A 15,583-nucleotide genomic window follows, 5' to 3' on the forward strand; every position below is an offset into this window, starting at 1 on the left:
CTGCCTTGCATTAGCAAGATGATGCCATTGCACAGAGCGTGAGTTGGACCAACGCTAACGGCATCGAATCGATCAATAAGTGATTGGCGAACAAGCTCTCTTCAAACTGTTTCTAACAGGGGTAGATCATCAGTCTTGCCATTTCGTGCCAACTTTGGTCAGGCGACGTTGTTCCGGGTGAAACACTTATAGCGACCGCGACTGCTCACGAAACTGGCGTGGGGTAACACCAGAAATCCGGCGAAATGCTCGAGTGAAATGAGCTGGGTCAGAATAGCCAGATGCAAATGCGATATCTATGATCTTGGAATCGGATTCACGTAATAAGCTGCTTGAGCGTTCAAATCTTACGGCATCCAGAATATCTGAATATACAAAATCAACATTCGCGAGTTTGCGCTGGAAGGTACGCGCACTGACGCCCGCCATCTCAGCAATCTCAGCAAGCGTGGGAACTCCTCCATCAAGATATGATGGCAACATTAGTTTGAGAAGTTCCACGATATCATAGCCAGAAGGCCCATCCTCGTGGTCTTGCACAGGGTGAAATGATTCAGGAAAATAGTTGGAGAGACTAAGGCATGAAATTGGGATGCTGATCCACGCCGCGTTTTGTCCAGATAGGAAGCGCACATTTGGCCAGAAGGATTGCGTCACTTCACTCGGCGAATAGTGCGCTTCAAAAGCCATCACCGGCGGTGTCCAGTTGGGGCCAGTGAATTGCCGGACAATATAGATCGAGAAAATATTCTGAAGCCATTGTGCATGCTCCAGGTGCTGAAGCTCTTTTGTTATTGCGAGCTTACTGCAAACCCGTACGTGATCACTATCGTGTTCGATCCACATGCTCAGGATAGTATCTTCCCTTGAAGCCTCGTTGCAGGCATGCCGCAACGCAACAAGCAATGTTGGAGAATGCGCGATCAGTGCTCTGGTTTTTTCTCTCAGATGAGAAAAATGCAGCCGCTGGCTGGCCAGGAAACCAAAATCTGTAATGCCCTGAGAGATTTGGGCCGTTTCGATAAACCGGATTGCCGGCAATACCGGAATATAGAGATCGCTCTTTGTCTCGAGAGAGGATGGTAGCCGAGCTTTTTCCAAAAGCGCACTCGTAGGCGCTCCCAACTCATCAAGTATCCCCATGAAGGGAAGAAGAAACTGGCTACGCGTTAAAGGGATGTTGGCCATTGCATCTCTTCTCCATCGCCAGCTGATGTTTTCTTGCAAGAAAACAGGCCTAATACAACGCTTATATTATCGGTCTGGACCAATTAACTGGTAGAAAATGCGTTACTTTCCAAAAAGATGCAACCGATAGTTAACCCGCGGAGATAAAGAAAACTTGGTTAGTATGCTTCCTCAAAATTTTTATCAACCACATTGCTTGGCCGCACATAGGACGAGCCCATGAAAAACTTGTATGCGCCAGATGCAAATCACCGTCCGCTTTGCATAACAATGTTTTCCATGCAGCGTTAGGACGAACTTTCCAGTGGCCACACCTCAACAACACCACGAGCAACAGCACAGGGAGTTTGTGACACTAACTTTATGACTTCCTCCAGATTGGCGGCCTCGATTATAGCAAATCCGGCCACTGGCAGGGAGGACCTCATGAACGGTCCGTTGGTCGTTTCAACCTGATTAGCGTCAAGATTGCGAACCAACACGGGCGCGCCCGCGATGCCGATCAAAACCCCATTCTTCTGCAATTTCGCATCGTGGGCATGAGCTGCGTCGCGGATGGGTTTCGGAGTCCGATCATAACCTTCTTGATCGCCATATCCGATCGTCACGAATTTTGGCATAACTATCCTCCTCTTAAGGTGCGTGTTAAATCAAACACCTATAACGCCGATCTGCTTCAATCAGATCGGCGTTATAGAATAGCTATGCTTACCTGCTTCTATTTCAACCGCTTCAACAGTTCATTAGTGGTTATGGCGCGGCGGTGTTTTGGCCAGTTGGCGGAATTTATCAGCATCGCGGATCGTAGCTCCATCGGCCAGCTGCGTTACCGTCTGTCGATAGATCATCTGCCAAGGCGTTGCATCTGCAGGTGTCTGCGGAATGCCTTCCGCCTTGCGGCGCGCAATTTCTGCCTCGTCCACCAGCATATCACACCGCCCCTTGTTGAAGTCGATACGAATGGTATCGCCGTTACGCACCCAGGCCAGACCACCACCCGCTGCACTTTCCGGTGAAGCATTGAGAATGGACGGGCTATCTGCTGTGCCCGATTGGCGACCGTCACCGATGGTTGGCAAACTTGTGATTCCACGCTTGATCAGATGATCCGGCGGCTGCATATTTACGACTTCGGCAGACCCCGGCCAACCGAGTGGACCAGCGCCCCGAATAACGAGGATGCAGCGTTCGTCAATGTTGAGCGCAGGATCGTTGATACACTTATGATAATCTTCCGAGCCATCAAAAACGATAGCCCGCCCATCGAAAATCCCCTCGTGTCCCGGCTCTGACAGATAGCGATCGCGAAACTCAGGTGAGACCACACTCATTTTCATAATGGCAAAATCAAACAGATTGCCCTTCATAACAAGGAAGCCAGCGCGCTCCTTGAGTGGTTTGTCGTAAGGGAAAATGACGTCGCGGTCCGATGATTCCCGACCTTCAAGATTCTCCGCCATCGTCTTTCCAGTAACACTCGCGCAGGAACCGTCGATTTTGCCTGCGGACAGCAGTTCCCACATAATCGCAGGCACACCACCGGCGCGATGGAATTTCTCGCCAAGATATTTGCCAGCAGGCTGAATATTGGCAAGCAGCGGAATATCAAAGCCTTCGTCCTGCCAATCGTCAGGCTTCAGCTCCACACCCGCATGTTTTGCCATCGCCATAAGATGTGGCTGAGCATTGGTTGAACCACCAATGGCGGAGTTGACCTTGATGGCGTTTACAAACGCTTCGCGTGTCAGAATATTGGATGGTCGAATGTCTTCGAATACCAACTCCACCGCACGACGACCCGTCCGATACGCCATCTGACCGCGCTCACGATATGCAGCCGGGATAGCAGCGCAACCGGTGAGCGACATGCCTAAGGCCTCAGCCATTGCATTCATCGTGGAGGCGGTGCCCATTGTATTGCAATGGCCGACCGAAGGCGCGGAACTGAGCGCCGCTTCGAGAAATTCTTCCTTGGTGATTTCACCCGCCGCATATTTTCGACGCGACTGCCATATTACCGTGCCGGAACCGACGAGCTTGCCTTCATGCCAACCATCAAGCATGGGCCCACCGGAAAACACGATAGCCGGAATATCCACCGTGGAAGCCGCCATCAGTGCGGAAGGCGTGGTCTTGTCGCAACCGGTTGTGAGGACAACACCATCAAGCGGATATCCATAAAGGATCTCGACAAGCGCCATATAGGCCAGATTCCGGTCGAGCGCTGCAGTTGGTCGCTTGCAGTTTTCAAACAGCGGGTGGCTCGGAAACTCGATCACTATTCCGCCTGCATCGCGAATGCCGTCGCGGATGCGTTTGGCAAGATCAAGATGGTGACGATTGCAGGGGTTAAGATCGCTGCCAGACTGCGCAATGCCGATAATCGGCTTGCCTGATCTGAGTTCTTCGGGCGTCGTACCGTAATTCATGAAGCGCTCCAGATAAAGCGCTGTCAGATCAAGATGGTCGGGATTGTCGAACCAGTCCTGCGAGCGCAGGCGGCGCGGTGTGTTTTGATCATCACTCATCTATCGTCTTCCCGCTGGCGATTATTGATCTTTTCGATATGCAGCAAAATTCCCGAATGATCCGTTTCCGCATGTCCGGCTTCTACAAAAGTGCGGAACTCATCGCGAATTTCTTCGGTCAATGGCAACGTCAGCGAAAGGCTCTCAGCCATAGCTGCCACGGCTTCCAGATCTTTCAATTGCAGCCCTGAAGGACCGCCCGGTTGGAAAGTACGATCCACCATGCGTTTCCCATGCAATTCAAGAATACGACTTTCTGCAAAGCCACCCCGAATGGCATCACGGAACTTGCCACGATCCGCACCACCGGCTTCCACCAGCATCATCGCTTCCGCAACTGCACCAATCGTAATTGCTACAATCTGCTGGTTAGCCAGTTTGCAAATCTGTCCTGCACTGGAGGGACCGACATGAGTGACACGCCCCAGCGCCGCAAATACATCTGCCAGTTCTTCGATCAAGACTGCATCACCGCCAGCCATTAATGCCAGTGTTCCTGCTTCCGCACCAACTGTGCCGCCTGACACAGGACAATCGATGTGACGAATGCCGAGAGCAGAAAGTTTCTCGGCATGTTCTCTTGCAATTGGCGGCGCGATTGAAGACGTGTCGATAACGATGGCACCAGCTTTCAAAGCTGTCGCGACCCCGCCGTCAAACAACACTGATCCCACAGCCTTGCCATCGGACAGCATAGTGAAGACAATATCGGCGTTCGCGACTGCTTCAGCAGCACTTGATGCTACTACCGCGCCGTTTTTGACCAATGCTTCGGCTTTGGCGAAGTCACGATTCCAAACGCTAACGCTAAAGCCAGCATTTAGAAGGCGGCGCACCATCGGTGCACCCATAAGGCCAGTGCCAAGAAAAGCAATTTTACGCGTCACAGCGAACCTCCAAGCTCATCCTCAATATGAGCACGGATAATTTCGTCAAACGAGGTTTCGGCGGTAAAGCCCAACTCTTGCGCGCGTTTGGCTTCAAAACCCGGAGCCCAACCCGCGCACATGCGCATGATCATTTCATCCGGTTCACGACGGATGAGAGCAACAGCCTTATCACCCGCTACACGGCGCAACGCTGCAATCTGCTCTCCCACGGTAGCGGAGAGGCCGGGCATAGACAGATTACGACGCGAGCCCATGCGTTGGAGATCCATTGTCGCTCCATGGATCAGGAAGCCAACAGCTGAACGCGGCGAAGTGTGCCAATGGCGAACATCATCCGAAACCGGCAATACGGCTTCCTGGCCGACCAGCGGTTCACGCAGGATATTTGAGAAAAAGCCGGACGCAGCCGCATTGGGTTTGCCAGGCCGAATGCAGATTGTGGGCAGTCGGATGCCTATGCCATCGAAGAACCCGCGACGGGTGTAATCGGACAGCAAAAGTTCGCAAATTGCCTTCTGCGTGCCATAGCTGGTGAGCGGTGTCAGATGAAATTCGTCGGGAATTGGGAAAGGAAGTGGCGCACCCACGACCGCAATCGACGAGGTGAAGACAATGCGTGGGAAATATCCATCTTCATTGTGGGTGATACGAACCGCATCGAACAGGTAACGCGTACCGTCAAGGTTGATACGGTAGCCTTTGTCGAAATCAAGCTCTGCTTCGCCCGAAACAATAGCTGCCAGATGGAAGATTACATCTGGGCGACTTGCGACCAGTTTTTCAGCAGTGCCGGGTGCGGAAAGGTCAACGGTTTCAAGGGTTACCTGTCCGGTAAAACCCGCAGGTGCCTGCGGCGTCACCACATCCACCAGTGTAAGCGCCTCAATCGTCCTACCATCAAGCGAACCGTCTTTCGTCAGACGCTCCGCGAGTTTTCGGCCCACCATGCCTGCCGCGCCGATGATCAGAATGTGCATTTGTTTCTCCTCCACCATGTGCCCAAATCGATTTCAACATCGTAAAAACAACGATTGCGAAAAAGTATTTGTAAGGTTGTCTGATAACCTTATATCATGCACTTGAAAACCAAAATAATGAAGTTGCTACCTACTTCGCATTCGCAGGCAGGCAGCAGGAGGAATCATGTCCCAGAACGGCAAAATGATGAGCGTCGACACCACAACGCATGAGCATATACAGGCGCTGGTCGACAGCCTCGGCATGGACCTTGTTCTCTCAGGCGAAGAGGTAGTGCGCTATTGCAGCGACTGGCACGACGACGTGAAGAGCAATGCAGTTGCGGTGCTTCGCCCTCGCTCCACGGCGGACGTATCTGCTTGTGTGAAAGCTGTTCGCGCTCGCGACCTGTCTATTGTTCCACAAGGCGGCAACACTGGCCTCGTACTGGGAGCAACACCCGACTCACCGGAATCCCAGGTCATCATCAGCCTCGAACGCATGACGGCTATTCGCAGCATCGATGCAGATGACTTTTCCGCCGTGGTCGATGCGGGCTGTATTCTGTCCGAATTCAAGGACAAGGTAGAAGCAGCGGGAATGTTCTTTCCGCTGGCATTGGGCGCACAAGGTTCTTGCCGCATCGGTGGCAACGTGTCGACCAATGCGGGCGGCATCAATGTGTTGCGATATGGCATGACACGTGAGCTCGTTCTCGGCCTTGAAGTAGTCCTGCCCGATGGTTCCATTTTCGATGGTCTTTCAACTTTGCGTAAAGACAATCGCGGCATCGATCTGAAGCAGCTTTTCATTGGCGCTGAGGGAACTTTGGGGATTGTTACAGCGGTCGCGGTAAAGCTTATGCCGCAACCGGGGCAGGTTGCGACTGCGCTGCTCAGTCTCAACGCTCTCGAAGACGCTATCGCGCTTTATCGACGCGCACGGCGCGATTGTTGCGACTTGATGTCGGCATTCGAGTTTATGCCCCCGCTTGCTTTCACATTGGCGCGAGAAGCAATGCCGGACTTGGCCATGCCGATGGGCGGTAATTATTCAGCCTATGTTCTGATGGAAATCTCCGGTTCCGGACTGATCGACATCGAAGATCTTATGGGTCGCTTCCTTGAAAAGGTTATGGAAGACGGGGTGGTTGCAGATGGTGTCATCGCGACATCCCGAGACCAATCCCGCAAGTTGTGGCTGTTCCGCGAAGGTATGAACGAAGGCCAAGCCAAGCGGGGCCCACATTTGCGTACCGACGTTTCCGTGCCCCTATCGCGCCTTGCGGATTTTGTGCGTGATGCAGAGGCTGCGGTCTACGCCGGTCTGCCGGACTGTGTCTGCGTATCTTATGGTCATGTGGGCGATGGGAATGTCCATCTTAATGTATTACCGCCGAACACGCTCGACCGCGCGGAGATCGATGCTCGTATCTACAAAGCGAAAAACATCATCAACGATGTGCTTGATAGCTATCGCGGCTCCATGAGCGCAGAGCATGGAATTGGCCGACTTAAAAGACCGGATTTTGAAAAGCGTATGCCTGACGTGCAGCGCCAATTGCTATCTGCAATCAAGACTGCGATAGACCCTAACCTTATGATGAACCCCGGTTGCCAATTGAGTTTGCTGCCTTGTTCAGAGACGAGCAATTAGAGGGACGCAACATGTCAACGGATTTTGGCCATATAAAGCGCAGTGAACACCTTCCTGCGCGGATCGCTGCGCAGATCGGCAGCGATATCCATGAAGGGCGTTTAAAGCCTGGCGACAAGCTGCCGACTGAACACGTCCTTTCAAAATCCTTTGGCGTAAGCCGCTCTGTTGTTCGCGAAGCGATTGCACAGTTACGCAATGAAGGCCTCGTCGATACCCGTCAAGGCGTCGGTGCGTTCGTTACTGAGCGACAGGCACGACTGATCCGCATAGATGAGGATGAATTGTTCAGCCGCGATAGTTTTCGCGACCTGTTCCAGTTGCGCTTCCCTCTCGAGATTGAAGCCGCAGGATTGGCTGCCGCCCATCACACAGCCAAAGATTTGGCGCGCCTTGATGAAGCACTTGAGCAAATGACCGGGGCGGCGAAATGGACCGATCAAGGTATCGTTGCAGACCTCGCCTTTCACAAGGCAGTGGCTGATGCCACCGGGAACGAATATTTTTCTACATTCGTCGGGTTTATTACTGAGCGTATCAGTCATGCAATCAATGTTGCCCGCTCAAAGGCCGTTCTGGAAGAGATCGTCAATATAACGATTGAGGAGCATGTCAATTTACGCGACACCATTGCCAGCCGCGATCCAGTGCTGGCGCGCGATGCCATGCGCAAACATCTTATGGGAGCCGCGGCCAGGATCGGACTGGCACTTGAATCTTATTAAACTGGGTCACCGCCTGTGATTCAAAGAAGGCGAAAAACTGCATTTTTCTGAACAACCGATTTCGGTTCTAGACAGCGATAAATTCTCGAACTAAAACGATACCTACGGTTGTCAGACATCCTGACAATAAGGCAAGTTGGCTTTGGAGGGTCGCTGCCTGAACAGTGGGAGGCGCCGCAACTGGCGAAAAGGATGAGATACACCGACGGGTTAAACCGTGGGGAACTATCAACCTTCTAAAACCACTGCGCCTGACTGGAGCCATATAATTGTAGCTTTCCATTTTGATGGAGACTGCGGGGAGGAGGACAGCTTGACTTCAAAGCATTCGTTGAGTGCACAACAAATTTTGCCGGACGATGCCACGACCACCGTTCTGGTAGGACGTGTCTGGTCTAAAGTTGCAGACGGCCCCTGCCCTGTTTTGGTGCGCGATGAACGGGTGCTTGACCTGACAGCTATTGCCGCAACCGTATCGAGCCTTTTTGAGATCGATGGTATTGCAGCGAAGCTTGCCACCGCAACAAGCCTGCGGGATCTCGGCTCTTTGGACGACTTTCTGAGTGGTACGACTGGCCACCTTTTGGCTCCGATTGATCTGCAAGCAATCAAGGCTGCTGGTGTCACTTTTGCCGACAGCATGCTGGAGCGCGTCATTGAAGAACAGGCAAAGGGTGATCCTTCTCGCGCTCGTTCTATCCGTGAAAAGCTTGCTCCCGTCCTCGGGGACAGTCTGCGCGGTGTTACGGCTGGCTCAGAAAAAGCAGCCAGCATTAAAACCCTTCTTCAAGACATGAATCTCTGGTCGCAATATCTCGAAGTCGGCATTGGACCGGATGCCGAGATTTTCACCAAGGCACAGCCGATGTCTTCTGTAGGATGCGGCGATAAGGTAGGCATTCACCCGATTTCAGAATGGAATAACCCGGAGCCGGAGGTGGTTCTGGCGGTGCGTTCCGATGGTGAAATTCTCGGCGCAGCGCTCGGTAACGATGTCAATTTGCGCGACGTCGAAGGCAGATCTGCTCTGTTGCTTGGAAAAGCCAAGGACAACAATGCATCCTGTTCAGTTGGCCCATTCATCCGCCTGTTCCACGATGCCTTCACACTTGACGTTCTTTCTAAGGTTCGCGTTTCACTGCTGGTAAAGGGTGAAGACGGCTTCGAAATGACTGGCGAAAGCCCGATGGAAGCCATCAGCCGCTCACCTGCCAATCTGGTATCGCAGCTTCGTAATCGTAATCACCAATATCCCGATGGGGCCGTCCTGTTCCTGGGAACCATGTTCGCCCCCGTCAAAGACCGACGCGGTGTCGGCCAAGGTTTCACGCACGAAATCGGTGACCGCGTGGAGATTTCGACGCCGTTGCTAGGCCGTCTTATCAACTGGGTCGATCGTACTGATGCGTGCCCGGAATGGACTTTCGGTACAAGAGCGCTCTTCCGGAACCTTGCCGCTCGCGGCCTTCTCACAAAGGTATAATTCCATGATACAGAAGCTGATTGACCTGTTCTTTCGCTTTCTGGCGCTGCTTATGATTTTAGCTCTGGCAGGCATGGCACTGATGGTTTTCGTCAATGTCGTCCTTCGTTATGGCATGAATTCAGGCATTGCCATTTCCGATGAAATGTCCCGATACTTTTTTGTCTGGCTGACCTTTATTGGCGCGGTCGTTGCTCACCGTGAAAACCTGCATATGGGTGTGGAAACAGTGGTTTCTCGCTTCGGGCGAAAGGGTCGAGTTGTCCTTATGGGCATTTCCAATCTGGTTATTCTGGGCGTTTCCGCAATCCTTTTTCTGGGAACCTGGCAGCAGTTGCCCATCAACGCCTCAATGGTTGCACCTGTAAGTGGCCTTTCCATGGGCTGGGTTTACGGCATCGGATTGTTCACTGGTGCCGGCATTTTCCTAATCTCGCTTGAAAGATTGTTTCGAATTTTGACAGGTCGCATCACCGAAGAAGAGATTTCGGCATTCGCCGGCGAACATATGAGCATTGAACAACTTTCGGAGCGTGCCTGATGACTCTTCTCGTATTCATTGGATCGCTCGTCGGCGCTATGGCCATCGGCGTTCCGGTCGCTTTCGCGCTTATGCTCTGTGGTGTCGCTCTTATGTGGCACATGGACATGTTCAATTCGCAAATCATTGCGCAGAACATGATTGCAGGCGCAGATACATTCACGCTGCTGGCTATCCCGTTCTTCATTCTGGCTGGTGAGTTGATGAATTCGGGTGGCTTGTCCCGACGTATTATCGACTTCGCAATTGCCTGTGTTGGCCATATTCGTGGTGGGCTTGGGATCGTCGCTATTTTTGCCGCGATCATCATGGCATCGATTTCCGGCTCTGCAGCTGCGGACACTGCGGCCCTGGCTGCTATCCTCATACCGATGATGGCCAAAGCAGGCTACAATGTTCCACGCTCTGCCGGTCTTATCGCTGCAGGCGGTATTATTGCCCCTGTCATTCCACCTTCGATGGCCTTCATTGTCTTCGGAGTGGCCGCAAATGTCTCCATTACCAAGCTGTTCATGGCCGGTGTATTCCCCGGCATTCTGATGGGGGCATCCCTCATCGTCACCTGGCTGTTTGTTGTTCGTAAGGACAAAGTCGAAACCCTTCCACGCGTTTCAGGCAAAGAGCGCCTGAAAGCCAGTGGTCGCGCTGCATGGGCACTCGGTATGCCTGTCATCATTCTGGGCGGCATCAAGGCTGGTATAGTAACGCCAACGGAAGCCGCTGTGGTTGCTGCCATGTATGCACTCTTCGTGGGTATGTTCATTTACCGCGAACTGAAGATCACTGACCTTGGTCACGTGTTCCTTCGCGCAGCGAAAACGACTTCTGTCGTTATGTTCCTCGTCTGTGCCGCACTTGTGTCTGCATGGCTCATTACGGCAGCCAACATTCCGGCCGAAATCAGCAACTACATCGAACCGCTGATCGACCGTCCGACTTTGTTGCTCTTCGTCATCATGCTTCTGGTTCTGGTGGTCGGCACAGCGCTTGATCTGACACCAACGATCCTGATCTTAACACCAGTTCTGATGCCGATTATTCAGAAAGCAGGGATCGACCCCGTTTACTTCGGCGTCCTCTTCATCATGAACACATCTATCGGTCTTCTCACACCACCAGTCGGTGTCGTGCTGAATGTCGTTTCAGGCGTTGGCCGCGTTCCATTGGGTCGCGTTATAAAGGGCGTGTTCCCGTTTCTGCTTGCCGAGATTTGCGTATTGTTCCTTCTGGTTCTGTTCCCCGATCTCGTTCTCGTTCCCGCCAGCTGGCTCTATTGAGCCACTGGTACTCTTTCATTTTCTCTAACTCTGGGAGGATACTCATGAGAAAATTCCTAATCGCAACAACCGCACTCGTTTCTGCCGTTGCCACTTTTGCCGTCGGGCCAGCGCAGGCCGAATTCAAGAGCCGCAACATCCGCGTCTCCAATGGCATCAATGCCGATCATCCGGTCGGCGATGGCATCAAAGCGATGCAGGCATGTCTCGATGAAAAGTCGAATGGCAATCTGAAGCTCACAGCGTTCTGGGGCGGTGCATTGGGCGGTGATCTTCAGGCAACTCAAGCTCTGCGCTCGGGCGTTCAGGAAGCTGTTGTCACTTCCTCATCGCCTCTGGTTGGTATTGTTCCGGCACTTGGCGTCTTTGATCTCCCATTCCTGTTTGCCAATTCCGACGAAGCCTATACCGTCATGGATGGTGAGTTTGGCGATCTGTTGAATGAAAAGCTCGAGGCAGCCGGTCTGGTTAATCTGGCTTATTGGGAAAACGGTTTCCGCAACCTGTCCAACTCCAAGCATCCCATCAACAAATGGGAAGATCTTGAAGGGATGAAGGTTCGCGTGATGCAGAACAATATCTTCCTCGATACGTTCAAGAATTTTGGTGCTAATGCCACCCCGATGGCATTTGGTGAAATTTTCTCAGCGCTGGAAACCAAGGCCATCGACGCTCAGGAAAACCCATACGTGACGATCGACACTTCAAAATTCTATGAAGTGCAAGCCTATGTTTCGGAAACAAAACACGCCTACACACCATTCCTTTTCTTGTTCTCAAAGCCGATCTTCGACACCTACTCTCCTGAAGAGCAAGCTGCTCTGAGGGAATGTGCTGACGTCGGTCGTGATGTAGAGCGCAAGGTAATCGGCGAACTGAACAAGAAGTCGCTCGAAAAGATCGAAGCGGCTGGCGTGAAGTTCAACACGATTACCCCAGAAGAACAGGCGCGTATTCTCGAAAAGTCTCAGGTGATTTACGAGAAGCATAAAGCTGATATCGGCACTGATATCGTGGAACGCGCTCAGAGTATCCTGGCCGACCTGCGCAAGTAAGTCTCGGTTCAGACGCACAAGAAAGCCTGCGGCGATCTCTCACCGCGGGCTTTTTTAAGAGAGGATTTTATGGGGCACAATTGCCCGTCCGTTTACGCTCCCCGTTTCACTCGTTGTTCGCGGAAGAAAATAAACAATCCTGATCCGACGATCAGCGCTGCGCCAACCACCATGCTCGTCTTCGGAATATCCCCGAAGAACATCCAGCCGAATAAGACAGCCCACAGCAACAGCGTATATTGGAGCGGTGCGACGGTTGCTGCATCAGAGATCTTTAGCGCACGGTTGACGAGCATATGAGCAGCCATCGCCACAATACCCAAAAGCAGCATGAGTGTGATATCGGTAGACGTCCCCAGCGGACGCCAATCAAACGGCGCAAAAATAATGCCTGCGATCAGCGCCCCTATTAATTGGAAGAAAACGAGCGACTTGTCTGGTGTGGCGCGCAGACTGCGACCCGAAATCATCATGAATGCAAAGGCAATCGTGCCAAGGATCGAGATGATGGCTGGAGCAGTAAACATGGCGCTGGACGGATTGAGCGCGATAATGACGCCCACAAAACCGATGCCGATAGCTGTCCAGCGCCGCCAGCCAACCTTTTCGCCAAGCAGAAAAGGCGATGCCGCTGCCACATAGATCGGTGCAGCCAGCCAATAAGTCATGACATCAGCCAACGGCAGATACATGACAGCATAGTAGAACGCAAAGACCTCAAAGGTCGAAAAGAAAACACGCGCGGCCTGAAGAAGCCGCTTCTCCGCTTTTACAATGGGTTGCAGCCCGGCCCGCCAAAGAAAAGGAGCCAGAATGACAAGTGCTGCAACACTGCGGATCAGAATGACCTGACCCACGCTGTAACTGGCGACAAGCCATTTTCCCATTGCGTCGTTTAATGAAAACATCAGCATGCCCAAAAGCATGAGTGCAGGTCCGGCAATTGCCGGAAGTGCGCTGCCGCCCTGCTGTTGCGTTGTGGCAGACATGGAGCCTCCAATCAGAACTGTGGGTTATCGCCCGACATCACATCGAGGTCGCATCTGAAATACGGCGACTTACCGTGAATGCCTTATCGAGCTCCGGATTTAACTCCATACCGAGGCCGGGACCGGGAGGAACCGTGATCATACCGTTCTTCACCTCTGGGAGAGCTGTGACCAGATCGCGATACCAGGTCCGATAAAAGGCGCGGACACTCTCCTGCACCAACGCGTTCGGCGCATTTAGTGAAAGATGGGTCGAAGCACACAAAACCACTGGACCTGTGCAATCATGCGGAGCAACCGGCAAATGCCATGCTTCGGCCATCGACGCAATTTTCCGGGCCTCGGACAACCCACCACACCAGGAGATATCCAGCATGACAATTCCAGCAACGCCGGTTTCAAGATAATCGCGAAAACCCCAGCGGGATGCGAGTGTTTCGGATGCGGAAATGGGCGCAGGAGAGACTTCTGCATAGCGCTTAAGGCTGGAAAGGCTGTCCATCTTGATCGGATCTTCATGCCAGAAAGTGCCATATGGCGTTAGTGCTTTCGCGATCTGCATGGCCGGCAAAAGCTGCCACATGGAGTGAAACTCCACCATAATGTCGATGCGATCACCAACAGCTTTGCGGATCTTTTCAAAAGGTTGAAGCGCGGCTTTCATATCCGTTGAAGAGATATATTGCCCCCGTGTTTTTTCCGCAGCAGCATCGAATGGCCAGATTTTCATGGCCGTGATGCCCTCTTCAAGAAGAGAGTGGGCCAATTCATCAGCCCTGTGCAAAAAGCCGTTGAGATCATCGTAATCGCGACCGGTTGAAAGACCATAATTGCCCGTAGTCTGACCAGTTGCTTTCTTGATATACTCAGTACCCGCACAGGTATTGTAGGTTCGAATTTCCCGTCGCGAAAAACCACCCAGAAGCTGCGCTATCGGTTGGTTGGTGGCTTTGCCGAATATATCCCACAACGCAATATCGAAAGCCGAGTTTCCGCGGACTTCTGCGCCGGACGAGCGAAAGCCCACATAACCAACGAGATCCGCTGCGAGCAGGTCGATTTCCAAAGGATCGCGACCTATTACCCTTGGTGCAACATATTCGTGAATATAAGCCTCGACCGTTTCTGCGCCGAAAAATGTTTCACCAAGCCCGGTAATACCTTCGTCGGTATGGACAAGAACCCAGAGCAGGTTAGCGCGTTCAGCCACGCGCACGGTTTCCAGCGCAGTAATCTTCATAAATTCCTCCTAAACGCACCCCAAGATCACTCCTCATAAGTCCTTGGGATTGCTCGCAATCCTGCCTGATTAAAGTATCAGATTCGTTAGCATCTCGCGGATAAAGCGCTAAAAAATCAGATGATTTTTTCATGGTGCCATTTTGAGATGAAAGCTGTGAACGGCAGGCTACACGGACACTTGCGAGGAGCGGGAATTATTGAAAATGGTGCAGTATTTGCCTGGCTGGGACCACTGGAGCGGTGTTTTTTTGCTACCACAACGCATCTCGGCAATCGGTGAGTAGTTTCTCGCAACTCAACGAACGCGGGCAGAAGATGAGCGAACCTTTGGAAGTACGCGCTTGACCGGAAATGTGTCACTGCCGGCGGTTTGAGCATGTGCTAGGTGGCATTCTGGGATAACTAAAGCATTCCAGCAAAGTACGAAACGGTTTTTCGTATAATACCGTGTAAAAACAATTAGTTACAACAGGTCCAACGATTCAATATTAACTGGAACTCAATAAGGAGCTCGCGCCGAACATTTCGTGAATGCGCGCGTGGTGCATAATGTGGCGCTTTATGAGGCATCAAAAACAAGGGGATACGCAATGTGCGACGTTGGTAAATCAAAGCTATATATAAATATCATCCACTTAGGGGAAATTAGATGGTACGGACGGGTGGATTCGAACCACCGACCTCAGGAGCCACAATCCTGCGCTCTAACCAACTGAGCTACGACCGCGTACCTAAATCTCAACGAACTCGCTTGTGGTGTCCGCTGACAGGGGGTCACATACGGAGAATCGATCCACATTGCAAGTGATTACAACGATCTTTTTTGAAGAAATCCACGTTTGTTAGCCAAAGCGGCCCAATCGTTAAAATTGGACGGGTTTTGATTACCATGTTTTATGCATGCCTGTGCACAAAGCTGGATAATCGCTCGACACATAAAATTGCCGCACCCGCATTAACTAATGGAACAGAAAATGAGGTCCATATCGAATGGCAATATGGACCCGAACCCGCAAGCAGCTTATTAACAGGTCGTTAAAGGGCACTTTGGG

The 15,583-nt window shown here is 52.1% G+C and carries 13 protein-coding genes and 1 tRNA gene; 6 read left to right on the forward strand and 8 right to left on the reverse strand.

The window, feature by feature from the left end; all coding sequences use genetic code 11:
* Positions 1-186 precede the first annotated feature (186 nt).
* The 5 genes from CES85_RS02760 to denD form a co-directional block, all read right to left on the reverse strand.
* Complete coding sequence (locus tag CES85_RS02760; protein WP_095444535.1) at positions 187-1,188, reverse strand: AraC family transcriptional regulator; 1,002 nt, start codon at positions 1,186-1,188, stop codon at positions 187-189.
* 287 nt (positions 1,189-1,475) lie between these two features.
* Positions 1,476-1,808, reverse strand: coding sequence for a YciI family protein (locus CES85_RS02765; RefSeq protein WP_095444536.1), 333 nt, complete (start codon positions 1,806-1,808; stop codon positions 1,476-1,478).
* 123 nt (positions 1,809-1,931) lie between these two features.
* Positions 1,932-3,716 (reverse strand): IlvD/Edd family dehydratase, encoded by a 1,785-nt coding sequence (locus tag CES85_RS02770; protein ID WP_095444537.1) that lies wholly within the window; start codon positions 3,714-3,716, stop codon positions 1,932-1,934.
* Complete coding sequence (locus CES85_RS02775) at positions 3,713-4,603, reverse strand: NAD(P)-dependent oxidoreductase (protein WP_280523379.1); 891 nt, start codon at positions 4,601-4,603, stop codon at positions 3,713-3,715. The genes CES85_RS02770 and CES85_RS02775 overlap by 4 nt, the downstream gene beginning before the upstream one ends.
* The gene (gene denD / locus CES85_RS02780) at positions 4,600-5,583 is read right to left on the reverse strand and encodes a D-erythronate dehydrogenase (protein ID WP_095444538.1); all 984 of its coding nucleotides are present in this window, start codon (positions 5,581-5,583) and stop codon (positions 4,600-4,602) included. Before denD ends, CES85_RS02775 begins: the two co-directional genes overlap by 4 nt.
* A gap of 184 nt (positions 5,584-5,767) precedes the next feature.
* On the opposite strand from denD, the gene CES85_RS02785 reads away from it, so the two are divergent.
* From CES85_RS02785 to CES85_RS02810, 6 genes are all read left to right on the forward strand, one after another.
* Positions 5,768-7,219, forward strand: a complete 1,452-nt coding sequence (locus CES85_RS02785; protein WP_095445670.1) for an FAD-binding oxidoreductase — start codon at positions 5,768-5,770, stop codon at positions 7,217-7,219.
* An 11-nt stretch (positions 7,220-7,230) separates the two neighbouring features.
* Positions 7,231-7,944 carry a FadR/GntR family transcriptional regulator gene (locus CES85_RS02790; RefSeq protein ID WP_095444539.1) on the forward strand — a complete coding sequence of 238 codons (714 nt, stop codon included), beginning with the start codon at positions 7,231-7,233 and terminating at the stop codon, positions 7,942-7,944.
* Positions 7,945-8,257: 313 nt separating this feature from the next.
* Entirely contained in the window at positions 8,258-9,427 is a 1,170-nt protein-coding gene (locus tag CES85_RS02795; protein ID WP_095444540.1) for a fumarylacetoacetate hydrolase family protein, read from the forward strand.
* Positions 9,428-9,434: 7 nt separating this feature from the next.
* Positions 9,435-9,968: a TRAP transporter small permease gene (locus CES85_RS02800; RefSeq protein ID WP_095445671.1), complete on the forward strand. Its 534-nt coding sequence runs from the start codon at positions 9,435-9,437 to the stop codon at positions 9,966-9,968.
* Complete coding sequence (locus CES85_RS02805) at positions 9,968-11,245, forward strand: TRAP transporter large permease (RefSeq protein WP_095444541.1); 1,278 nt, start codon at positions 9,968-9,970, stop codon at positions 11,243-11,245. Before CES85_RS02800 ends, CES85_RS02805 begins: the two co-directional genes overlap by 1 nt.
* Positions 11,246-11,289: 44 nt before the next feature.
* Complete coding sequence (locus tag CES85_RS02810; protein ID WP_095444542.1) at positions 11,290-12,300, forward strand: TRAP transporter substrate-binding protein; 1,011 nt, start codon at positions 11,290-11,292, stop codon at positions 12,298-12,300.
* A gap of 92 nt (positions 12,301-12,392) precedes the next feature.
* Here CES85_RS02810 and CES85_RS02815 read toward each other — a convergent pair whose 3' ends face one another.
* The 3 genes from CES85_RS02815 to CES85_RS02825 all read right to left on the reverse strand — a co-directional run bounded on the left by CES85_RS02815 (position 12,393) and on the right by CES85_RS02825 (position 15,258).
* Positions 12,393-13,289 carry a DMT family transporter gene (locus CES85_RS02815; RefSeq protein WP_244923205.1) on the reverse strand — a complete coding sequence of 299 codons (897 nt, stop codon included), beginning with the start codon at positions 13,287-13,289 and terminating at the stop codon, positions 12,393-12,395.
* A gap of 37 nt (positions 13,290-13,326) precedes the next feature.
* A complete protein-coding gene (locus CES85_RS02820) occupies positions 13,327-14,529 on the reverse strand; it encodes a mandelate racemase/muconate lactonizing enzyme family protein (RefSeq protein WP_095444543.1) in 1,203 nt (400 codons plus the stop codon).
* Positions 14,530-15,181: 652 nt separating this feature from the next.
* A tRNA-His gene (locus tag CES85_RS02825) sits at positions 15,182-15,258 on the reverse strand.
* Between the last annotated feature and the right edge of the window lie 325 nt (positions 15,259-15,583).

Origin of the sequence: Ochrobactrum quorumnocens, assembly GCF_002278035.1 — a bacterium.
Taxonomy (GTDB): Bacteria; Pseudomonadota; Alphaproteobacteria; order Rhizobiales; family Rhizobiaceae; genus Brucella; species Brucella quorumnocens.

What these genes read in the sequence shown, in the direction of transcription:
- CES85_RS02790 (WP_095444539.1), top strand. Translation starts at nt 7,231, where the DNA reads ATGTCAACGGATTTTGGCCATATAAAGCGCAGTGAACACCTTCCTGCG.
- CES85_RS02770 (WP_095444537.1), bottom strand. Translation starts at nt 3,716, where the DNA reads ATGAGTGATGATCAAAACACACCGCGCCGCCTGCGCTCGCAGGACTGG.
- CES85_RS02760 (WP_095444535.1), bottom strand. Translation starts at nt 1,188, where the DNA reads ATGGCCAACATCCCTTTAACGCGTAGCCAGTTTCTTCTTCCCTTCATG.
- CES85_RS02765 (WP_095444536.1), bottom strand. Translation starts at nt 1,808, where the DNA reads ATGCCAAAATTCGTGACGATCGGATATGGCGATCAAGAAGGTTATGAT.
- CES85_RS02820 (WP_095444543.1), bottom strand. Translation starts at nt 14,529, where the DNA reads ATGAAGATTACTGCGCTGGAAACCGTGCGCGTGGCTGAACGCGCTAAC.
- CES85_RS02815 (WP_244923205.1), bottom strand. Translation starts at nt 13,289, where the DNA reads ATGTCTGCCACAACGCAACAGCAGGGCGGCAGCGCACTTCCGGCAATT.
- denD (WP_095444538.1), bottom strand. Translation starts at nt 5,583, where the DNA reads ATGCACATTCTGATCATCGGCGCGGCAGGCATGGTGGGCCGAAAACTC.
- CES85_RS02805 (WP_095444541.1), top strand. Translation starts at nt 9,968, where the DNA reads ATGACTCTTCTCGTATTCATTGGATCGCTCGTCGGCGCTATGGCCATC.
- CES85_RS02785 (WP_095445670.1), top strand. Translation starts at nt 5,768, where the DNA reads ATGATGAGCGTCGACACCACAACGCATGAGCATATACAGGCGCTGGTC.
- CES85_RS02810 (WP_095444542.1), top strand. Translation starts at nt 11,290, where the DNA reads ATGAGAAAATTCCTAATCGCAACAACCGCACTCGTTTCTGCCGTTGCC.